This window comes from Rhodopseudomonas faecalis (assembly GCF_003217325.1).
GTDB lineage: Bacteria > Pseudomonadota > Alphaproteobacteria > Rhizobiales > Xanthobacteraceae > Rhodopseudomonas > Rhodopseudomonas faecalis.
The window spans coordinates 287,779-309,228 of the sequence record NZ_QJTI01000002.1; the positions used below are offsets into that span (position 1 = coordinate 287,779).

The 21,450-nt window shown below is 64.3% G+C and carries 21 protein-coding genes; 16 read left to right on the forward strand and 5 right to left on the reverse strand.

Annotation, left to right across the window (positions count from 1 at the left end; genetic code table 11):
• Window positions 1-154 precede the first annotated feature (154 nt).
• Both BJ122_RS03195 and BJ122_RS03200 read right to left on the reverse strand, forming a co-directional pair.
• Window positions 155-1,282: a DUF2865 domain-containing protein gene (locus BJ122_RS03195; protein ID WP_245407584.1), complete on the reverse strand. Its 1,128-nt coding sequence runs from the start codon at window positions 1,280-1,282 to the stop codon at window positions 155-157.
• A 99-nt stretch (window positions 1,283-1,381) separates the two neighbouring features.
• Entirely contained in the window at window positions 1,382-1,690 is a 309-nt protein-coding gene (locus BJ122_RS03200; protein WP_110779712.1) for a hypothetical protein, read from the reverse strand.
• A gap of 334 nt (window positions 1,691-2,024) precedes the next feature.
• Here BJ122_RS03200 and cysS point away from each other — a divergent pair, with 334 nt between their 5' ends.
• The 8 genes from cysS (at window position 2,025) to BJ122_RS03230 (ending at window position 9,873) form a co-directional block, all read left to right on the forward strand.
• Window positions 2,025-3,488, forward strand: coding sequence for a cysteine--tRNA ligase (cysS, locus tag BJ122_RS03205; RefSeq protein WP_110779713.1), 1,464 nt, complete (start codon window positions 2,025-2,027; stop codon window positions 3,486-3,488).
• On the forward strand, window positions 3,485-3,652 hold the full coding sequence (locus tag BJ122_RS19390; protein WP_210205427.1) for a hypothetical protein: 168 nt from the start codon (window positions 3,485-3,487) through the stop codon (window positions 3,650-3,652). Before cysS ends, BJ122_RS19390 begins: the two co-directional genes overlap by 4 nt.
• Window positions 3,653-3,923: 271 nt before the next feature.
• Entirely contained in the window at window positions 3,924-4,301 is a 378-nt protein-coding gene (locus BJ122_RS03210) for an endonuclease domain-containing protein (protein ID WP_245407585.1), read from the forward strand.
• A 14-nt stretch (window positions 4,302-4,315) separates the two neighbouring features.
• Window positions 4,316-4,447 (forward strand): hypothetical protein, encoded by a 132-nt coding sequence (locus tag BJ122_RS19745; RefSeq protein WP_283808415.1) that lies wholly within the window; start codon window positions 4,316-4,318, stop codon window positions 4,445-4,447.
• A 5-nt stretch (window positions 4,448-4,452) separates the two neighbouring features.
• Entirely contained in the window at window positions 4,453-4,962 is a 510-nt protein-coding gene (locus tag BJ122_RS03215; RefSeq protein ID WP_110779715.1) for a GNAT family N-acetyltransferase, read from the forward strand.
• Complete coding sequence (cimA, locus tag BJ122_RS03220) at window positions 4,959-6,557, forward strand: citramalate synthase (protein ID WP_110779716.1); 1,599 nt, start codon at window positions 4,959-4,961, stop codon at window positions 6,555-6,557. The genes BJ122_RS03215 and cimA overlap by 4 nt, the downstream gene beginning before the upstream one ends.
• A gap of 366 nt (window positions 6,558-6,923) precedes the next feature.
• Complete coding sequence (locus BJ122_RS03225; RefSeq protein ID WP_110779717.1) at window positions 6,924-8,480, forward strand: acetolactate synthase large subunit; 1,557 nt, start codon at window positions 6,924-6,926, stop codon at window positions 8,478-8,480.
• A 10-nt stretch (window positions 8,481-8,490) separates the two neighbouring features.
• Window positions 8,491-9,873, forward strand: coding sequence for an FAD-binding oxidoreductase (locus BJ122_RS03230; RefSeq protein ID WP_110779718.1), 1,383 nt, complete (start codon window positions 8,491-8,493; stop codon window positions 9,871-9,873).
• A 14-nt stretch (window positions 9,874-9,887) separates the two neighbouring features.
• Here the strand turns inward: BJ122_RS03230 and BJ122_RS03235 are convergent, their stop codons facing one another.
• The gene (locus tag BJ122_RS03235; protein ID WP_110779719.1) at window positions 9,888-10,490 is read right to left on the reverse strand and encodes an LOG family protein; all 603 of its coding nucleotides are present in this window, start codon (window positions 10,488-10,490) and stop codon (window positions 9,888-9,890) included.
• A gap of 220 nt (window positions 10,491-10,710) precedes the next feature.
• Here BJ122_RS03235 and BJ122_RS03240 point away from each other — a divergent pair, with 220 nt between their 5' ends.
• From BJ122_RS03240 to BJ122_RS03275, 8 genes are all read left to right on the forward strand, one after another.
• Window positions 10,711-12,669 carry an ABCB family ABC transporter ATP-binding protein/permease gene (locus BJ122_RS03240; RefSeq protein ID WP_110779720.1) on the forward strand — a complete coding sequence of 653 codons (1,959 nt, stop codon included), beginning with the start codon at window positions 10,711-10,713 and terminating at the stop codon, window positions 12,667-12,669.
• Between the two features lie 49 nt (window positions 12,670-12,718).
• Window positions 12,719-13,417, forward strand: coding sequence for a phosphatidylserine decarboxylase (locus BJ122_RS03245; protein ID WP_110779721.1), 699 nt, complete (start codon window positions 12,719-12,721; stop codon window positions 13,415-13,417).
• Between the two features lie 78 nt (window positions 13,418-13,495).
• A complete protein-coding gene (gene pssA, locus BJ122_RS03250; RefSeq protein WP_110779775.1) occupies window positions 13,496-14,365 on the forward strand; it encodes a CDP-diacylglycerol--serine O-phosphatidyltransferase in 870 nt (289 codons plus the stop codon).
• A gap of 331 nt (window positions 14,366-14,696) precedes the next feature.
• Entirely contained in the window at window positions 14,697-15,470 is a 774-nt protein-coding gene (locus BJ122_RS03255; RefSeq protein ID WP_110779722.1) for a motility protein A, read from the forward strand.
• A gap of 29 nt (window positions 15,471-15,499) precedes the next feature.
• The gene (locus BJ122_RS03260) at window positions 15,500-16,327 is read left to right on the forward strand and encodes an OmpA/MotB family protein (protein ID WP_110779723.1); all 828 of its coding nucleotides are present in this window, start codon (window positions 15,500-15,502) and stop codon (window positions 16,325-16,327) included.
• Window positions 16,328-16,600: 273 nt separating this feature from the next.
• The gene (locus BJ122_RS03265) at window positions 16,601-16,948 is read left to right on the forward strand and encodes a rhodanese-like domain-containing protein (protein WP_110779724.1); all 348 of its coding nucleotides are present in this window, start codon (window positions 16,601-16,603) and stop codon (window positions 16,946-16,948) included.
• A gap of 8 nt (window positions 16,949-16,956) precedes the next feature.
• Complete coding sequence (locus BJ122_RS03270) at window positions 16,957-18,111, forward strand: aminotransferase (protein ID WP_110779725.1); 1,155 nt, start codon at window positions 16,957-16,959, stop codon at window positions 18,109-18,111.
• A gap of 52 nt (window positions 18,112-18,163) precedes the next feature.
• Window positions 18,164-19,276 (forward strand): polyamine ABC transporter substrate-binding protein, encoded by a 1,113-nt coding sequence (locus BJ122_RS03275; RefSeq protein WP_110779726.1) that lies wholly within the window; start codon window positions 18,164-18,166, stop codon window positions 19,274-19,276.
• A 200-nt stretch (window positions 19,277-19,476) separates the two neighbouring features.
• Here BJ122_RS03275 and BJ122_RS03280 read toward each other — a convergent pair whose 3' ends face one another.
• Together BJ122_RS03280 and BJ122_RS03285 are read right to left on the reverse strand one after the other, a co-directional pair.
• Window positions 19,477-20,409 (reverse strand): lipid A biosynthesis lauroyl acyltransferase, encoded by a 933-nt coding sequence (locus BJ122_RS03280; RefSeq protein ID WP_110779727.1) that lies wholly within the window; start codon window positions 20,407-20,409, stop codon window positions 19,477-19,479.
• Entirely contained in the window at window positions 20,409-21,431 is a 1,023-nt protein-coding gene (locus BJ122_RS03285; protein WP_110779728.1) for a zinc-binding dehydrogenase, read from the reverse strand. The genes BJ122_RS03280 and BJ122_RS03285 overlap by 1 nt, the downstream gene beginning before the upstream one ends.
• Window positions 21,432-21,450 lie beyond the last annotated feature (19 nt).

Sequence of the window (21,450 nt, forward strand, 5' to 3'; positions counted from 1 at the left end):
AGCAAGATCAAAGGCGTAGATGGCCGGGACGAGCCCGGCCATGACGTGCGGAGTGGTTGGTATCAATCGCGGTTGGTATAAGCAGCCTCAAAACGGCGATGCCCGCGGCGAGCGCGGGCATCACAACTCTCAACTGCAAGCGCGACTTAGCTAATCAGCGCGCCGGGATGAAGGTCGGGCCGACCGAACGGATCGGCTTGTTGCCGTCCTCGGTGGTGGCGGTCGTGCCGGTGCTGGCCGCGCCATTGGTCGGCGCAGTCGCGGCGGCGTCCTTCTTCTGCGGCGCCGGCCGGCTCGGCGGCTGCGACATCTTCTTGGCGCGCTCCTCGGTGACGATGATGTCGCCTTGTTCGATCGAGGCCTTGTCGTCGATCGCCTTCAGCGCATCCGACCAGGTCTGCCCGGCGGCCTTGCACTGGCACGAGGCGTTGTATTCCTGGCGATAGCGGAACGCATTCGGCTGCGAGGTGTAGCTCTGGCCGCTGAGCGAGACCGCGTGGTTGATGTCCTCGCCGGGATTGCGATAGGTGAACAGCGTCGCTTCCGCGGCCGGGCACAGGCTCTTGCAGGCCCGTTCGTCGTCGGCAAAGCGCGCCGGCACGGTCGCGAACGAGATCGGGAAGTAGTAGCCGTCGCAGCTGCGCACGCACACCGTGCGGTAGGTGCCGGACGGCGAGCCGGAATCAGCGGGGGGCGGCAGAGGTTGTCCGCCGCCGCCACCGAAGAAGTTGTCGAGGAATGTGCCGCCCGCGCGCGCCGCCGCGACATATTGCGGGCCGCAATTGTTCTGCGCCAGCGCCAGCAGCACCGAGCGGCGCTGATTGTCGCGCTCCGAAACGCCGCCGCCGACCCGCAGCCGCTCCAGGCTGCTGGTGATCTGATCGAGATTGGCGCGCATCTGCTGGATCTGGTTGTTGACCGGGCCGCACTGCGCCGACTGATTGTTGAACAGCGAGAAGAAGCCGGAACTGTCGCAGCCCATGCGCCGCGCCTGAGTCGTCACCCGGTCGAGTTCCGACTGCTGCTTGGCGGCAGCATCCTCAAAGCGGCGAATCTGATCGGCCTTGGCGGGGTCGCCGCCGCCGCGATCCAGGCTGGCGAGCTGACCTTCCAGCCGCGCGCACATCGGATTCGGGGCGGGCGCCTGCTGCGCTTCGGCCGGGTAGCCTTGCTGCGGCGGATACCCCTGCTGCGCCAGTGCTTCGCCGCTCCCGGCGAGGCTGAACGTTGCAGCGCCCAGCAGCAGGGCGCAGGCAAGGGTCTGGCGAATCGAAGATTGCATCACATTTTCAACCATGTCTCGGCGGGGCCGCGACCCGGTCTAACCGCTTCTCGGGGCATCGTCACGTCGTTTCCGAGGCGCCGGTATGGCGAACCCTGCTCACCGTTCGCAGGTGATGGCGAGGAAGTCCGAGCAATTGCCGCGCGGACAGGCGGAGCTCATGGTCACGGGAATCGAGCCGGTGATTTCATCCGGATCGATCCGCCGATAGGACACCGCCGAGGTGAATTCGTGCGACTGGCAATAGGAACGCGCCGCCGATGAGCCGCAACGATCGCCCTTGGCCAGGCACTGGTCGATGCCATAGCCGTCAGACAGATTCGGGATGATGAAAACCCGGGTGTCGGCCAACGCCACCTGGGCGGACAGCAGGCAGGCGAACGACGCAAGCGTGGCAATCGATTTCATAGCGCACCTGGAATGGGGGAGACGACGGCCCTCATTCCATAAACCTCAAACGGTTAAGAATGATTAACCATGGAGCAGGGCCAGCGATCTAGGACGCGATCATGGCCGAAATCGGTCGCCGGGAGCCTGGTTCCTGCGTGTGCCGTCCCGGCGCACCCGCCCACGGCTATTGGCGGACTTGACGGGATTCACCGCCTGTTCCATGGTGCCGTTATGCACGGTCTTTTCTCCATTTGCGGCATTATCCGCGAGATTACGAGCTAGCTCAACGCTGGCTGAGGCCGTCTTTTCTCTCCCGAGATCACTGGACGCCCGGCCACAGGGACGGGTACCCATGGAATTGCGCCTCTACGATACGCTGAGCCGCGAGAAGCGTGCGTTCACGCCGCTCGATCCGACTCTGGTCCGCATGTATGTGTGCGGCCCCACGGTTTACGACTTCGCCCATATCGGCAATGCGCGGCCGGTGATCGTGTTCGACGTGCTGTTTCGGCTGCTGCGCCATCTGTACGGCGCCGAGCACGTCAAATATGTGCGCAACATCACCGACGTCGATGACAAGATCAACGACCGCGCCGCGCGCGACTATCCCGGGCTGCCGCTGAACGAGGCGATCCGCAAGGTCACCGAACAGACCGAGCGCCAGTTTCATGACGACGTCGATGCGCTCGGCTGCTTGCGGCCGACGGTCGAGCCGCGCGCCACCGAACATATCGATGAAATGCGCGCCATCATCGAAAAGCTGATCGCGGGCGGCTTTGCCTATGTCGAGCAGGACCACGTGCTGTTCTCGCCGGGCGCGATGAATGCCGCAAACGGCGGCTTGCCGCGCTATGGCACGCTCGCCAACCGCTCGCTTGATGAGATGATCGCCGGCGCGCGCGTCGATGTCGCGCCCTACAAGCGCGACGCCACCGACTTCGTGCTGTGGAAGCCGTCCAAGCCGGGCGAGCCGTCCTGGCCGTCGCCGGGCGGCATCAGCACCCCGGGTCGGCCCGGCTGGCACATCGAATGCTCGGCGATGTCATGGAAGCATCTTGGCGAGCGTTTCGACATTCATGGCGGCGGCATCGATCTGGTGTTTCCGCATCATGAGAACGAGGTGGCGCAATCGTGCTGCGCGTTCCATACGCCGCGCATGGCCGAAACCTGGATGCACAACGGCTTTTTGCAGGTCGAAGGCGAGAAGATGTCGAAGAGCCTCGGCAACTTCGTCACCATTCGCGAGCTGCTGGCGACCGACAAATTTGGCGGCCGCTCCTGGCCCGGCGCGGTGCTGCGCCTGACCATGCTCAAAACCCATTATCGCTCGCCGATCGACTGGACCGCGCAGGCGCTGCAGGAATCGCTCGACAACATCGCGTCGTGGAATGACGCGGTGACGCCGCACGGCCTTGATGAAGCCGGCTCCTATCCGCCGCCGGACGAGGTGATCGCGCCGCTCGCTGACGATCTCAATTTCTCGCGCGCGATTGCCGAGATGCATCAATGGGCCAAGGCCGCGCGCGCGGGCGATTATCTGGCCGCCAAGAAGCTGGCTGGTGCCGCTGATTTTCTCGGGCTGCAGCGCGTGGCCTGGGATCAGGCGGTGCAGTCCTGTGCGGCGGACGCCGAAATTGATGATGCCTCACGCGCTAAGTTCGACGCGCTGGTGGCGGCCCGCGCCGCCGCGCGCGCCAGCAAGAATTGGGCGGAGTCCGACCGCATCCGCGACGAACTCGCCGCGCTCGGCGTGGTGCTGAAGGACGGCAAGGACGCCGACGGCAAACCCGTCACCACCTGGGAGATCGCGCGATGACCGACACCATCCGCTGCGTCATTCCGGGGCGCACGCGAAGCGTGCGAACCCGGAATCTCGCTGTCTCGGGATTCCGGGTCTGCGCTGCTGGCGCAGCGCATCCCGGAATGACGCACGAGAGTTTGTTCGATGCCGCGACGGCAAGAACGGAGATCGCGCGATGATCATCGTCCTTTGGGGTGGTGTGACGGCGCACGTCCGAGCCGCTGCTTCGTCATTGCGAGGAGCGCAGCGACGAAGCAATCCATGCACGCTTGGATCTGGATTGCTTCGCTGCGCTCGCAATGACGGGAACACCATGTCGTCGCGCGCGCAGCTGCGCTCAGCTCTTTGGGAGATCGCACGATGACGCCGCAGAGGGACCAACCCTCTCCCCCTGCGGGAGAGGGTGCCCTGCGCCGAAGGCGCGGGGCGGGTGAGGGGGCGCGATCGACCGTGGTCGCTCGGCAGCTTCGTTCGCGTATCACAGACGCTGAACGCAAGCTGTGGCTGGCGCTGAAGGATCGCAGGTTTGAGAACTATAAGTTCCGTCGTCAGGTCCCGATTGGCCCCTACGTGGCTGATTTCGTCTGCTTCGAGTTGTGTCTGATCATCGAAGTCGATGGTGGCCAGCACGCCGACTGTGCTCGTGATCTGGTGCGCGACGAGTGGTTCGCCAGCAACGAATTCAGAGTCGTCCGTTATTGGAATAACGACGTCCTGCAGAATCTGCAGGGGGTTCTGGAAAATCTGGTGACCGTCATGAGCGGTCCCCCTCACCCGGCGGCTCGCTTGCGCTCGCCGCCACCCTCTCCCGCAGGGGGAGAGGGTTAAGAGAGACAATCGCCATGACAGAAGACAAGCGCAGCGCGCGTCCAGACACCCCATTCCCAAAACACTGGCTGTACTACATCGCGATCAAGATCGTGCTGCTGGCGGGCGCCACCGCGCTGGTGCTCAAACTCTACGGATTGTGGTGAGCGCGATGGGACAGTCGATGCCGAAGCCGGCGCTGCGGCCCTATCTGCCCGCCGACACCGAAATCCTGGCCAATATTTTCGCCGCCAGCATCAAGGAGCTGACCGGCGACGATTATAGCGAGTCGCAGCAGGAAGCCTGGGCTGCGGCGATCGATGACGAAGCCGCGTTCGGCAAGCGCCTTTCTTCGCAGCTCACGCTGATTGCGACGCTGCAAGGCGCGCCGGTCGGGTTCGCCTCGCTGAAGGGCGCCGATGTGATCGACCTGCTGTATGTCCATCCCGGCGCAGTCGGGCAGGGCGTTGCCAGCGCGCTGATCGACGCGCTGGAAAAGCTCGCCGGCGCCCGCGGCGCCAACAGCCTGACCGTCGATGCCAGCGACACCGCGCAGAGCTTTTTCGCCAAGCGCGGCTACAACCCGACGCAGCGCAATTCGGTTTCCTTGAACGGCGAATGGCTCGCCAACACCACAATGCAGAAAACGCTGGCGACGCCAGCCGCAGGAGCGACACCATGAGCCGCGAACGCCTCTATCTGTTCGATACCACGCTGCGCGACGGCGCCCAGACCAACGGCGTCGATTTCACGCTGCACGACAAGCGGCTGATCGCGCAACTGCTCGACGAACTCGGCATCGATTACGTCGAAGGCGGCTATCCCGGCGCCAATCCCAGCGACACCGAATTCTTCTCGCAAGAGCAGGGCCTGAAATCGGCGACCTTCACCGCGTTCGGCATGACGCGCCGTCCGGGCCGTTCGGCTTCGAACGATCCGGGCCTGGCGATGCTGCTGGAAGCCAAGGCCGATGCGATCTGCTTTGTGGCGAAATCGTCGGAGTATCAGGTGCGCGTCGCGCTTGAGACCACCAACGAGGAAAACCTCGCCTCGATCCGCGACAGTGTCGGCGCCGCCAAGGCCAAGGGGCGCGAAGTGCTGGTCGATTGCGAGCACTTCTTTGACGGCTACAAGGAGAACCCGGAATTCGCGCTGTCCTGCGCGAAAACCGCTTATGAATCCGGCGCGCGCTGGGTGGTGTTGTGCGACACCAATGGTGGCACCATGCCGCACGAGGTCGAGACCATCGTGCGCGAAGTGGTCAAGCACATCCCCGGCGATCATGTCGGCATCCACGCTCATAACGACACCGAGCAGGCGGTTGCCAATTCATTGGCTGCGGTGCGCGCCGGTGCGCGCCAGATCCAGGGCACGCTCAATGGCCTCGGCGAGCGCTGCGGCAACGCCAATCTGTGCTCGATGATCCCGACGCTGAAGCTGAAGAAGGAATTTGCCGACAAATTCGAGATCGGCATCCCCGACGAAAAACTGGCGTCGCTGGTGCAGGTGTCGCGCACGCTCGACAACATCCTCAACCGCGTGCCCGATCCGCACGCGCCTTATGTCGGCTCGAGTGCCTTCGTCACCAAGACCGGCATTCATGCCTCCGCGGTGCTGAAGGACCCGCAGACCTATGAGCATGTGTCGCCGGAAAGCGTCGGCAATCACCGCAAGGTGCTAGTGTCCGATCAGGCCGGCCGCTCCAACGTGCTGGCGGCGCTATCGCGCAGCAACATCGTGTTCGAGAAGGACGATCCGCGCCTGACGCGGCTGATCGAAGAGATGAAGGAGCGCGAGGCCGGCGGCTACGCCTATGAGGCTGCCAATGCGTCGTTCGATCTGTTGGCGCGGCGCACGCTCGGCAAGGTACCTGAGTTCTTTCGGGTCGAGCAGTTCGACGTCAATGTCGAGCAGCGCTACAATTCGCACGGCGTGCGCGTCACCGTGGCGATGGCGGTGGTCAAGGTCAACGTCGAAGGCCACGTGCTGATCTCCGCCGCCGAGGGCAACGGCCCGGTCAACGCGCTCGACGTGGCGCTGCGCAAGGACCTCGGCAAGTACCAGAAATACATCGATGGCATGAAGCTGGTGGACTACCGGGTTCGTATCCTCAATGGCGGCACCGAGGCCGTGACTCGGGTGTTGATCGAGAGCGAGGACGAGCTCGGAGAGCGTTGGACCACGATCGGCGTGTCGCCCAATATCATCGATGCCTCGTTCCAGGCGCTGATGGATTCGGTGATCTACAAGCTGGTGAAGTCGAACGCGCCGGCCTGATAGCAACGGCAATTGATACCAACCACGCCGCACATATGGCCGGGCTCGTCCCGGCCATTGACGTCTTTGCCGCGATCTCAAGACGTGGATACCCGCGACAAGCGGGGGGCATGACGGTCATTGGTACGACGCATGAGCGCCGCAGGCATTGCGGCGCCGTCACCGGCCGGCGTGCCGGGCGGCGTATTCCGTCAGGCGGTACGAACCGCTGACACATCCAGTTGGCGTTGGTTCCGGCCGCCGTGCCGCTATTTCCTCCTTGCAGCCGACCAGCGGCGCCGACACTATGCGGCGCTAAACAAATCAAAGCCCGGGGCGGACGTCGCCAGATGCCGCGATCGGGCCGGCAGTTGAGGAGACGTTCGCGTGGGTCACGCAATCAATGGCGCGCAATCACTCGTGCAGACCTTGGTGAATTGCGGCGTCGAAGTTTGTTTCGCCAATCCCGGCACTTCTGAAATGCACTTTGTCGCGGCGCTGGATTCGGTCAGCGGCCTGCGCCCGGTGCTGTGTCTGTTCGAAGGCGTCGCCACCGGCGCGGCCGACGGTTTTGGCCGGGTCGCTGGCAAACCGGCCGCGACATTGCTGCATCTTGGCCCTGGCCTCGCCAACGGCCTTGCCAATCTGCACAACGCGCGCCGCGCCGCGAGCCCGATCGTCAATCTGGTCGGCGATCACGCCACCTATCATCTGCAATATGACGCGCCGCTGGCGTCCGACATCGCCGGCTTCGCGCGGCCGGTGTCGTCCTGGCTGCATGAAGCGCGCAGCCCCGGCATGGTGGCCGGCGACACCGCGCGCGCGGTGCAGGCGGCGCGTAGCGCGCCCGGCGGCATCGCCACGTTGATCATTCCGGCCGATGTCGCCTGGGACCCGGCCAGCCGTCCTGCAAGCAAGCTCGATGACATTGGCCCGGCGCGGGTTGAGGCCGAGACCATTCGCGAAGTCGCGGCGCTGCTCGGCAACGGCAAGAAATCGGCGCTGCTGCTGCGCGGCAGCGCGCTGCGCGGCGCTGGGCTGGAAGCGGCCGGGCGGGTGCAGGCCAAGACCGGCGCGCGGCTTCTGTGCGACACTTTCGCGCCGCATGCGGAGCTTGGTGCCGGCCGGGTGCCGGTCGAGCGCATTCCTTATTTCGCCGAGCAGATCGTGCTGTTCCTCAAGGATGTCGAACAGCTAATCCTGGTCGGCTCGAAGCCGCCGGTGTCGTTTTTCGCCTATCCCGGCAAGCCGAGCCGCGGCGCGCCGGAAGGCTGCGCCATGATCTATCTGGCCGAGCCGCATCAGGATGGCGCGCAGGCGCTGCAGGATCTTGCGGATGAACTTGGCGCGCCGCCGCAGCCGGCAGTCTCGACCCAGCTGGTGCTGCCTGAGCTGCCGAAAGGCCGGCTCAACTCGGTGAGCGCCGCGCAGGTGATCGCGCATTACACGCCCGATCACGCGATCTATGCCGAGGAGGCCAACACCTCCGGCCTGCCGCTGATGATGCATCTGGCGCGCGCCCGGCCGTTGACCCATCTGCCGCTGACCGGCGGTTCGATCGGGCAGGGGCTGCCGCTGGCGATCGGCGCGGCGCTCGCCGCCCCGGATCGCAAGGTGGTGTGCCCGCATGGCGATGGCGGCGCCGCCTACACATTGCAGGCGCTGTGGACTATGGCGCGGGAAAATCTCGACATCACCGTGGTGATCTACGCCAACCGCTCCTACGCCATTCTCAATATCGAGCTGCAGCGGGTCGGGGTCGGCAGCGCCGGCGCCAAGGCGCTGTCGATGCTTGATCTGCACAATCCGGAGATCAACTGGGTGCAGATCGCCAGCGGCCTCGGCGTCGAAGCCAGCCGCGCCAGCACCGCCGAGGAATTTGCCGACCAATATGCCGCGGCGATGAAGCAGCGCGGCCCCCGGCTGATCGAAGCGATGATCTAAGGAGAGCGCCATGAGCACAGAAATCGTAGCTGCCATGCGCGCGATCGTCGGTGACAGCGGCGTGCTCGAACCGGCCGAGATCAGCAAGCGATCCGCCGGCATGTGGCGGTTCGACACGCTGCGCGGCGCGGCGCTGGTGCGCCCGAGCAGCACCGCGCAGGTGGCGGAGGTGATGCGCTGGTGCCATGCCAGAGGGATCTCGGTGGTCACCCATGGCGGGCTGACCGGCCTTGTTCATGGCGCCGACGCGCAGCCAGATGATGTGATCCTGTCACTGGAGCGGATGCGTGCCATCGAGGCGATCGATCCGCTGCAACGCACCGCCACCGTGCAGGCCGGCGTGGTGCTGCAAACGCTGCAGGAGGAGGTCGACAAGCACGATCTGGCCTTTCCGCTCGATCTTGGCGCGCGCGGCACCGCCACGCTCGGCGGCAATGCCGCCACCAATGCCGGCGGCAACCGGGTGATCCGCTATGGCATGACGCGCGACATGGTGCTCGGCGTCGAAGTGGTGCTGGCCGACGGCACCATCGTGTCGTCGCTGAACCAGCTGATCAAGAACAACACCGGCTACGACCTCAAACACCTGTTCATCGGTTCGGAGGGCACGCTCGGCATCATCACCCGCCTGGTGCTGCGGCTGCGCGAAAAGCCGCGCGCCACCAACATGGCCTTTGCCGGCGTCGACAGTTTTGACGCGCTCGCGCAACTGCTGAAACACATGGACCGCTCGCTCGGCGGCACCTTGTCGGCGTTCGAGGTGATGTGGCGCTCGTTCTATCAGCTCGTCACCACGCCGCCCGCCAAGGGGCGGCCGCCGGTCACCTCCGACCATCCTTATTACGTGCTGATCGAAAGCCAGGGCGCCGATCAGGATCTCGACAGCCAGCGCTTCAACGCCGCGATGGAATCGGCACTGGAAGCGGGCCTGATCGCCGATGCCGCGATCGCGCAATCAGCCGATGACTGCCACGCATTCTGGGCGCTGCGCGACGATGTCGGGCAGGTCATGCAGGGCGGCATGCCGGTGGTGTTCGACATCTCGCTGCCGATCGCTGCGATGGAGCGCTACGCCAACACGCTGCGCGAGACGCTGGCCGCCGAGATCAGCGAGCACAAGCTCTGGATTTTTGGCCATCTCGGCGACGGCAATCTGCATGTCGTGGTGCAGGTCAAGCCGATGGAGTATCTGGCGCTGCGCCCCAAGGTGGAAGCGCTGGTCTATGGCCCGCTCGCCGAATGCAATGGCTCGGTGTCGGCCGAGCACGGCATCGGGCTTGAGAAGAAGCCCTATCTGCATCTCAGCCGCAGCTCGGCCGAGCTGGCCGTGATGAAGACCTTGAAGACCGCGCTCGATCCCAAGGGCCTGCTCAACCCCGGCAAGATTTTCTGAACGGCGCGAGCCGTTCAGAAACGCTGCGAAATCGCTGCTGCCCGCCCGGTATCGTCGGCGCGCGCCAAAGCGGCGGCGCGCAGTTTTGGCAGAATGTCATCGACCTGATCGGCCTGCAGCAGCTCGACCGGCAGATGCGAGCGGATGAAGCCGGTTTCGCGCATATGCCCGAGTAGCCCGAGCAGCGGGTCCCAGAAGCCGTCGATATTGGCGATCAGGATCGGCTTGGTGTGGCGGCCGAGCTGCTGCCAGGTCATCTGCTCGACCAGTTCTTCCAGCGTACCGACGCCGCCCGGCAGCGCCACGAAGGCGTCCGAGCGCTCGAACATCAGCCGCTTGCGCTCATGCATGTCGGCGGTGACGATCAGCTCCTGCACGCGTTCGAGGGCGATTTCCTTGGTGCTGAGAAAGCCCGGGATGATGCCGGTGACCGTGCCGCCATGGTCGAGCACGGCCTGCGCCACCGAGCCCATCAGCCCGATCGCGCCGCCGCCATAGACCAGCTGGATGCCATTTTCGGCCAGTTGCCGGCCAAAAGTCCGGGCGGTTTCGACAAAACGGGGATTGCTGCCGACGCTGGAGCCGCAATAGACGCAAACGGTTCTGATCTCATTCATGCCGGCGATGTGGCATTGCGGAAATTGCCCGTCAAGACGGCGCAGTGTCCTTCACGGCAAACTCATAGCTCCGTGCCGAGAATGCGGGCGCTCCGGGCGTGCATCCCAGGCCCAAACCGACTATATGAAAACCCGAATATGAAACCCCGACCATCATCCCATTGAATGCGATGCGGCCGCTTCGGGTCGCGTCTTCATTTGAGCTCGTTAAGGCCTTTTGATGTCTCACTCGCATGCGCACAGGGCGGCGGAGCCGGCCAGCGCCAAGACTGATCCGGCGCAGAAGGCAACGCTGTTCGGGACGCTGCTGCAGTTGTGGCCCTATATCTGGCCGGGCGATCGCCTCGATCTGAAAATGCGGGTGGTCTGGGCGGTGCTGCTGCTGATCGCCGCCAAGATCGCCACCATGACCGTGCCGTTCACGTTCAAATGGGCGGTCGATGGCCTGACCGGCGAGGGCAGTGCGCCGGTCGATCCCAATAATTGGATGCTGTGGCTGATCGCCTCGCCGCTGATCATGACGGTCAGCTACGGCGCGACGCGGGTGCTGATGGCGCTGCTGACGCAGTGGCGCGACGGCATGTTCGCCAAGGTGGCGATGCATGCGGTGCGCAAGCTGGCGCACATGACCTTCATCCACATGCACGAATTGTCGTTGCGCTTCCATCTGATGCGCAAGACCGGCGGGCTGACGCGAGTGTTGGAGCGCGGCCGCAATGGCATCGAGACCATTGTGCGCATGGTGCTGCTGCAGCTGGTGCCGACCATCATCGAACTGGCGCTGCTGATGGGCGTGCTGCTGTGGCAGTTCGACTGGCGCTATGTCGCGGTCACGGTGATCACCGTCACCTTCTACATGCTGTACACTTATGTCGCGACCGAATGGCGGATCGGCATCCGGCGGCGCATGAACGAATCCGACAGCGAGGCCAACACCAAGGCGATCGACTCGCTGCTCAATTACGAGACCGTCAAATATTTCGGCGCCGAACAGCGCGAGGCCGCGCGCTATGACCGCTCGATGGAGCGCTATGAGCAGGCCAGCGTGATGACCTACACCTCGCTGGCGGTGCTGAACGCCGGCCAGGCCGCGATCTTCACCATCGGCCTCACCGTGACCATGGTGATGTGCGCGATCGGGGTGCGCAACGGCACCAACACGGTCGGCGATTTCGTCATGATCAACGCCATGATGATCCAGCTCTATCAGCCGCTGAATTTCATGGGCATGGTCTATCGCGAGATCAAGCAGGGCGTGGTCGACATCGAGAAGATGTTCGACGTGCTGCTCAAGAATCCCGAGGTCAAGGATCTGCCGGGCGCCAAGCCGCTGGCAGTGCAAAATGGCACGGTGACGTTCGAGGACGTGCGCTTTGCCTATGACCCGAACCGGCCGATCCTCAAGGGGCTGAGTTTTGAGGTGCCGGCCGGCAAGACCGTGGCGATCGTCGGCCCGTCCGGTGCCGGCAAATCGACCATCTCGCGGCTGCTGTTCCGGCTTTATGACGTCTCGGGCGGCCGGATTCTGATCGACGGTCAGGACATTCGCCAGGTCACCCAGACCTCGCTGCGCGCCGCGATCGGCATGGTTCCGCAGGACACCGTGCTGTTCAACGACACCATCCGCTACAACATCCGCTATGGCCGCTGGGACGCCAGCGACGCCGAGGTCGAGGAGGCGGCGCGCACCGCGCAGATCGACGCCTTCATCAAGGCCTCGCCCAAGGGCTATGAGACCGAAGTCGGCGAGCGCGGCCTAAAACTGTCGGGCGGCGAGAAGCAGCGAGTCGCGATCGCGCGCACGATTCTCAAGGCGCCGCCGATTCTGGTGCTGGACGAGGCCACCTCGGCGCTCGATAGCCACACCGAACGCGAGATCCAGGACGCGCTTGAACGGGTATCCCGCAACCGTACGTCGCTGGTGATTGCGCACCGGCTGTCCACCATCGTCGGCGCTGACGAGATCCTGGTGGTCGACCAGGGACGAATTGTGGAGCGCGGCCGTCATGGACAGCTTCTGGCCGCAAATGGCCTTTACGCCAGCATGTGGAACAGGCAACGTGAGGCCCAGGAGGCGCGCGAAAAGCTGGCGTTGATCGGCGATGATGAAGAAACGCCGAAGCGCGCCCCGGCGGTCGATGACGATGATGACCTCACGGCTCCCGCCGCGGTCGACTAGCGTTTCCCGCTCGATTAGCTAGCCACATCCAGGAACCAGGTTCTCTCACATGTCCATCGTCAACTCCATTCGCGCGCAAATCCCGCCGGTCCATCCGGAGGGCTATCCGTTCATCGGCGCATTCGCGCTCGTCAGCCTGGTGCTGTTCCTGATCTGGTCGCCGCTCGGCTGGATCGGCGCGGCGCTGACGGTCTGGTGCGCGCTGTTCTTCCGTAACCCGAAGCGCGTCACCCCGATTCGCGACGGCCTCGTGGTGTCGCCGGCCGACGGCCGGGTGTCGATGGTGACCTCGGTGGTGCCGCCGCCGGAACTCGGCCTCGGCCCCAAGCCGATGCTGCGGGTCTCGATCTTCATGAGCGTGTTCAATTGCCACGTGAACCGCGCCCCGGTGCCGGGCCGGATCGAGCGGATCGTTTACACGCCGGGCAAGTTCATCAACGCCGAGCTCGACAAGGCCAGCGAGGACAATGAGCGCAACGCCATGGTGATCTCGACCCAGCATGGCGAGATCGGCGTGGTGCAGATCGCCGGCTTGGTGGCGCGGCGCATCGTATCGTTCGTGCGGGTCGGCCAGGAGATGGCGGCCGGCGAGCGTTTTGGCCTGATCCGGTTCGGCTCGCGGCTCGACGTGTTTTTGCCGGAAGGCACCACCACGCTGGTGTCGCCCGGCCAGACCGCCATTGCCGGCGAAACCGTGCTGGCGGATTTCCGTCCGGGCGAGGGTTCTCGGACCTACCGGACCGACTAGCGGTGACGGGCTTTGCCCCGGCGCCACGCGGCGCCGGTGGCAAAATCGGTCGGCGCGCGTTATAAGAGGTGTATGCAGATGCCGTTCGACCCGAAATTGCGCGATCGACCCAAGCGCCGGTTCGGCCCGATCCCGGTGCGCCTGCTGGTTCCCAATTTCATCACGCTGCTGGCGATTGGCGCCGGCCTGACCGCGATCCGGCTGTCCACCGAAGGGCGCATGGAACTGGCGGTGGCCGCGATCGTGTTCGCCGCGGTGCTGGACGGCATCGATGGCCGCGTCGCCCGCATGATCAAGGGCCAGTCGAAGTTCGGGGCCGAACTCGACAGCCTCGCCGACTTCGTCAATTTCGGCGTCGCGCCCGGCCTGATCCTGTATTTCTGGCAGCTGCACGACCTGCACAATGTCGGCTGGATCGCCGCGATGATCTTCGCGATCAGCGGCGGCTTGCGGCTCGCGCGTTTCAACTCCACCATCGATGATCCCAAGCCTGCGGCGGCCGCCAATTTCTTCACCGGGGTGCCGGCGCCGGCCGGCGCGATCGCGGTGATGCTGCCGGTCTATCTGGAATTCCTCGGTGCGCCGCGCATTCCGGCGGTGGTCACCGCGCTCTACACCCTGGTGATTGCCGGGCTGATGGTGTCGCGGCTGCCGGTGTTTTCCGGCAAGGCGGTGCGGATGCGGGTGCCGCCGGAGCTGGTGCTGCCGGTGTTCGTGTCGGTGGTGTTCATCATCGCGCTGCTGATCGGCTATCCCTGGCACGTGCTGACGATCGGCTCCGTGCTCTATCTGGCGACCTTGCCGCTGGGGCTCAAATCCTACCGCGAGAAGGTCAAGGCCGAGGCGGCGTTGATGGGCGCCGAACCCGGTGCGGCGAGCGGGCTGTCCGCGAATGTGCCGCCGGCGAGCGGCGCCGCGCATGAAGAACGTCCGACCCGCCTGAACTAAGCGGGCCTCGACTGAGCGGCCCAAACTGAGCGGCCGACGCTAACAAGGTTAGCAACTGGTTGATGAGCGCGACCCGTGGGTGTGCTCATCCTGGCCCAGCGGGCGCGTCTTGAGGGCCGCCGCACTCAGCAAGTCATTGAACTAAGTGGATGGTCTTGCTGGTGGTTGCTGATCCGTCCGCGCGCTCAACGAGGGCTTTCTGGGGTCTCCCCGCAGTTTAACCTTTACGCGTCTTTAATGGCGACCACGCTACGGTAAGCCCGTGCAGTGCAGAAGCGCTGTGCCGGCGCCAGCGCGGGCTGGCGCGCGAGTGCGCGTGTCGGAGTACTTCATGGATATCGCCACACTCCTGGGCCTGGCTGCGGGTGCCGCCGTCGTGTCCTCGCTCATCCTGATGGGCGGTAACTTCGGGATGTTCTATGACATCCATGCGGTCATCGTCATTTTCGGCGGTTCGTTCGCCGCGACGCTGATCCGATTCCCGCTGTCGTCGATGCTGCACGGTCTGCCGCTCGGTGCCAAATTCGCCTTCACGCTCAGCAGTCTGCAGGCCCGCGATCTGGTCGACGAACTGGCCCGCATTGCCGAAATCGCCCGTAAGCAAGGCCCGGTCGGACTGGAAAAGGTCGAGACCGACGAGCCGTTTCTGGCCAAGGGTATCCGCTACGTCGCCGACGGCTACGATCTCGAGTTCATTCGCGACAATATGGAGCGCGACCGCGACAATTTTCTGCTGCACCTCAACGAAGGCTCGAAGATCTATCGCGCCATCGGTGACTGCGCCCCGGCGTTCGGCATGATCGGTACGCTGCTGGGCATGGTGCAGATGTTCTCCAACATGTCCGACCCCTCCAAGCTCGGCCCGTTCATGGCGGTGGCGCTGCTGGCGACGCTGTATGGCGCCGTGGTGGCCAACCTGATCTGTCTGCCGATCGCCGACAAGCTGCATGGCAAGCTGGTCGATGAAGAAACTAACCGCACGCTGATCATCGACGGCATTCTGATGATCCGTGAATCCAAGAGCCCGGCGCTGGTGCGCGAAATGCTGCTGGCCTATCTGCCGGAGAAGCATCGCCACGAAGAGGGAGAGCCGGTGCCCGCGTAAGCTAGCAACGGCGATCCGGAAAGCGGGCAATGGCCAAGAAGAAGCGCGAAGAGGCACATGGCGGTCATGGCTGGTTCGTGACGTTCGCGGACCTGATGGCGCTGCTGCTTGCCTTCTTCGTGATGCTGGTGGCGTTCTCGACCCAGGACAAGCAGAAGCTGAAGATCGTCGCCGGCTCGATGCGCGAGGCGTTCGGCGTGCAGCAGGACTCGCGCTACGCCGGCGTGCTCGAAACCGATGGCGTGCCCAATCGCGGCAAGCTGAAGAACTCCGCGCATATCTCGCCGGACCAGTCGACCAATACGCCGAGCCCCGACGATGGCGGCGTGTCGGATACCGCCGGCGGCAAGACCAAAGCCCAGCGGGAGTTCGCGCTGGCCTCGGCCTCGCTGCGCCAGGCGCTGCAGGACATGCCGGAGCTGACCGACATCTCCAAAAACGTGATCTTCGAGGAGACCAAGGATGGTCTCAACATGGAGATCGTCGATCAGGAAGGGCGCTCGATGTTCGCCGAGGGCTCCAAGGTGCCGTATGAGCGCACCAAGGTGCTGATCCAGCGCATCGCCGAGCCGCTGCGGCAGACCCCGCTGCGCATCTCGATCTCGGGCCACACCTCGGCCGGGGTGCTGCCAGGCCGTGCGGACTACAATGCCTTCGATCTGTCATCTGACCGCGCCAATGCCGTGCGCCAGATTCTGGAGCGCGAGGGCGTGCCGACCAATCAGATCTACTCGGTGTCGGGCCGCGCCGACAGCCAGCCGCTGTTCCCGGACGATCCGACGCTGGCTGCCAATCGCCGCGTCACCATCACCTTGATGCGCGAGCCGCCGCCGCTGCCGCCTGGGCTAAAACCCTGATCGCGCGCGAAGTCGTGACCGGCTTCGGCTAGCTCCGTTTGGCACAATTGCCTGTTCAAGACGCTGCCAAGCTCGGCTAATCATGCTCAGGGCATGACGGTCGGCCGCTCATCCATTGCGCGCTGCCGGAAGTGTCGATCTGACGCAGCGAGCAAAGGGGTTTCCGTGGCTCCCCCACAGATCCAGACCTTGATTTTCGCGACATCAGCGGCAACTTTGGCCGCGCAATGGGCGGGCGCGATCGCTCCTGTCGTTGCGGGCCTTGGTCCCAGCATGGCATTGGCACAGGAGAAGCGGGTGGCCAAAGTTCACGATCTGACGCCGCAGCAGGTTGCGCAAGGACTGGCCGAAGGGCGCATGGTGCTGATCGATGTCCGCGAGCCGGACGAGATCGCCGCCGAGGCTTATCCGGACGCCATTGCCTTGCCGTTGTCGCGCTTCGATGCGCGGCAGATTCCCGATCCGCAGGGCAAGCAGGTGGTGTTCGCCTGTCGGTTCGGTCGACGCTCGGTGACCGCTTCGCTGGCCGCGCAGGCCGCCGGATTGAATTACGACAGTCATCTGGCGGGCGGCATCATTGCCTGGAAAGCCGCCGGTCAGCCGACCAAAACCGGCCGTTGATCACTACGATGAACAAGGTCTTTGCCGGGCTGCCGGTCACCGTCTTTGAGGCCATGTCGCAGCTCGCGCGCGACAACGGCGCCATCAATCTTGGCCAGGGCTTTCCCGACGATCCGGGCCCGGAGGATATTCGCCGCGTGGCCGCCGACGCGGTGATGAACGGCAACAATCAGTACCCGTCGATGATGGGGATTCCGGAGCTGCGCCAAGCGATCGCCAGCCACTACCACCATTGGCACGGCGTCGATCTCGATCCGATGGCGGAAGTGATGGTCACCTCCGGCGCCACCGAAGCGCTGACCGCGTCGATCCTGGCGGTGGTCGAGCCCGGCGACGAAGTGATCGTGTTCCAGCCGGTCTATGATTCCTATCTGCCGATCATCCGCCAGGCGGGCGGCATCCCGAAGCTGGTGCGCCTTGAACCGCCGCATTGGCGGTTGACCGAGGATGCACTGCGCGCGGTGTTCTCGCCGAAAACCAAGGCGGTGATCTTCAACAATCCCTTGAACCCCGCGGCGGTGGTCTATCCGCGCGAAGACCTCGAATTGTTGGCGCGGTTCTGCCAGGAGTTCGATGCAATCGCGATCTGCGACGAGGTCTGGGAGCACGTCACTTTCGACGGCCTGCAACATCAGCCGCTGCTCGGCATTCCGGGGATGCGCGATCGCACCATCAAGATCGGCTCGGCCGGCAAGATCTTTTCGCTGACCGGCTGGAAGATCGGCTTTGTGTGCGCCGCGCCGCCGCTATTGCGCGTCGCCGCCAAGGTGCATCAGTTTCTGACCTTCACCACGCCGCCCAATCTGCAGGTCGCGGTCGCCTATGGGCTCGGCAAGGCCGACGATTACTTCCTGCAGATGCGTAAGGAACTGGCGCGCAGCCGCGACCGGCTGGCGAGCGGGCTGCAGACCATCGGCTTTCCGGTGATCCGCTCGCAGGGCACCTATTTCCTCACGGTCGATCTGTCGCCGCTCGGCCTCAATGAGAGTGATGAAGCGTTCTGTCGACGGATCGTGACCGAGTACAAGGTGGCCGCGATCCCGGTGTCGGCGTTCTATGAAAACAACCCCGTGACCTCCGTGGTCCGGTTCTGCTTCGCGAAGAAAGACGCGACGATCGATGCGGCGCTGGAACGGCTGTCGGATGCCGTGCATCGCCGGTAGGGAGGTTTCCATGATCCGCCGCTGAGCGGATCGTGAACGAGGAGGGATAGCGATGTGGGGTCAGGTTCGTAAGCGGCTGCCGGCTTGGGCAGCAGTGCTGGCATCCGTTGCATGGGCGGCGGTGCCGGCCAATGCGCAGGAGCGCACCGTCAACTTCTTCAACTGGTCGAGCTACATGGCGCCGGGCGTCCTGGAGGATTTCACCAAGGAGACCGGCATCAAGGTGGTGTACGACACCTTCGACACCAACGAGACGCTGGAGACCCGGCTTTTGGCCGGCAAGTCCGGCTATGACCTGGTGGTGCCGACCGCGTATTTCCTGCAGCGGCAGATTTCCGCGAACGTGTTCCAGAAGCTCGACAAGAGCAAGCTGCCGAACCTCACCAATGCCTGGGACGTGGTCACCAAGCGCCTGCAAGTCTATGACCCCGGCAATCAATATGCCGCCAACTACATGTGGGGCACCACCGGCATCGGCTACAACATCGACATGGTCGAGAACATTCTCGGCCGCGGCGCGGTGATCGATAGCTGGGACATGATCTTCAAGCCGGAGAACATCGCCAAGTTCAAGGATTGCGGCGTTCATATGCTGGACTCGCCGTCCGACATTCTGCCGGCGGCGCTGAACTATCTCGGCCTTGATCCGAACTCGACCAAGCCGGCTGACCTGGAGAAGGCGGCCGATCTGGTGGCGACCATCCGGCCCAATGTGCGCAAATTCCATTCCTCGGAGTATCTGAACGCGCTCGCCACCGGCGAGATCTGCCTGGTGGTCGGCTGGTCCGGCGACATCATGCAGGCGCGCAGCCGCGCCGCCGAAGCCAACAAGGGCATCCGGATCGGCTACGCCATTCCCAAGGAGGGCGCGCAGATGTTCTTTGATAATCTGGTGATCCCCGCGGACGCCAAGAACGTTGCCGAAGCGCACGAACTGATCAACTATCTGTACCGGCCGGAAGTGGCGGCGAAGAACTCCGACTTCCTGTCCTATGCCAACGGTAATCTCGCCAGCCAAAAACTGATCAGCGAAAAGGTGATCAACGACAAGATGATCTTCCCGGACGAGGCGACCGAGAAGGGCCTGTTCATCGTCACCGCGCGCGATCAGCAGACGCAGCGCGCCATCAACCGGCTGTGGACCCGGATCAAGACTGGCCGCTGACGCAAGCACAAACACCACCGCAAACGACAAACGCGCCGAACCTGGTTCGGCGCGTTTCGTTTATGCTGACCTTGGTCCGTCATGCCCGCGCTTTGTCGCGGGCATCCACGTCTTGAAAGCGCTGCAGATCAAAGACGTGGATGGCCGGGACGAGCCCGGCCATGGCGCCGTTGGTACTACTGATGGCAAAGGCGCTGATCTCAGCGCCAGCGGCGATGCAGCCACAGCCATTGATCGGGATATTCCCGCACCCAGGATTCGATCACTGAAGTGATCACCTGCATGGTGCCCTGAATATCGACATTGCCCTTGGCGTCGCGGATCGGCGTGATCTGCTCGGTCAGCTCGGCGCGGAAGCGGTGATTGGGCAGGCGGATGATGCGCACGCCATGTAGCGGGCAATCGATCTGGCGCAGCAGCCGCGCCAGCATCGGGTTGGCGCGGGTCTTGCGACCGAAGAACGTCACTTCGACGCCCTTGGTGTACCATTGATCGACCAGCATGCCGACATGCTGGCCCTTTTGCAGCGCTTCAGCGAGCTTGAATGGCGCGGTCGGACCACCGGCGATCAGCGTGCCCATTTTCACCGAACGCATCTGCTGCACGATCCGGTCCGCTGCCGGCACATTGGGGCGGCGGAACAGCGCGGCGGCATCAAGGCCATGCTCGGCGGCAGCGACCGCCGGCAGCTCCCAATTGCCAAGATGGGCAGCGAAGATCAGCGCCGGCTTGCCGTCGTTGCGCAGCTGGTCGAACAGCTCGATGCTGCGCGGGGTGATTTCGACGCGGCCGTTCTCGGGGTGATCGCGATCGAGCTGCCAGGCGTGATCGAGATGGGCGAATTCGGCCGCGAGCCGGCCGAGATTGTCCCAGACCCCGGCGAGAATGGCGTCGATTTCCTCCGGCGACTTTTCGGGGAAGGCCGCGGTGAGGTTGTCGCGGCCGACCTTGTGCTCGGACAGCCGCGGACCGATCTTGCGCATCGCGGCGCCAAAGAAGTCCGCGGTCTTGATCGGATCGAAATGACGCGTGGTGCGCAAAAGGCCAACCGCCAATGCGCCGACCACGGCGCCGGCCAGCGGCTTGGTGGCATTGCGCGCGATCGCGGCGGCGCGGATCAGGGGGCGGCGCATCACAGCCGAACGATGATCTTGCCGAACACTTGCCGGCTTTCCATGCGCTTGAGCGCGACTTCGACATCCTCGATCGTCACTTCGGTGTCGATCACCGGCAAGATGCCGTTCGCCATCTTGGCGAGGCTTTCTTCGATGTTGCGGATGGTGGCGCCGAACGAGCCGAAGATTTTGTACTGCTGCTGGAACAGCTGCATCAGATTGATGGTGGTGGTCGGGCCCGAGGTCGAGCCGCAGGTCACCAGCCGGCCACCGCGCTTCATGCTGAGCAGCGAGCCGTTGAAGGTGTCGGCGCCGACATGCTCGAACACCACGTCGACACCCTTCTTCTTGGTGATCTTGCGGCACTCGTGCTCAAAACGATCGGTGCGGTAGTTGATGACGTGATCGGCGCCGAGCTTCTTGACGCCCTCGATCTTGGAATCATCTCCGACCGTGGTGATCACCGTGCAGCCGATCGCCTTCGCCATCAAAATCGCGGCGGTGCCGATGCCCGAGCCGCCGGCATGCACCAGCACGGTTTCGCCGGGCTGCAGCTTGGCATTGTCGAACAGCATGTGCTGCACGGTGGAAAACGCGATTGGCGCGCAGGCGGCGTCGCGCACGCTGACCTGATCCGGCACCGGGATCACCAGCCGCTCCGGCATGTTCATCAGTTCGCGGGCAAAACCATCGACATGAAAGCCGATCAGCCCGCCGACGTTTTCGCACAGATTGTCGCGGCCTTCCTGGCACGGCTTGCAGTGGCCGCAGGTCTGCGCGCCATACATCGCCACCTTCTGGCCGACCTTGAAGCGGGTCACGCCTTCGCCGACCGCAGCGATCTCGCCGGCCGCTTCAGCGCCGACCACGATCGGCAGCTTGCGCTTCACGAACGCCATGCCGCGATAGCCCCAGACGTCGATGTGGTTCAGGCCGACGGCGCCGACCCGAATCTGCACCTCACCAGGGCCCGGAGCGGGCGGGGCGGGGAGATCGGCGACCACCAACTGGCGGTCGGCAACAAGAGTGAGCGCACGCATGGCGAATGTCCGGAACAAT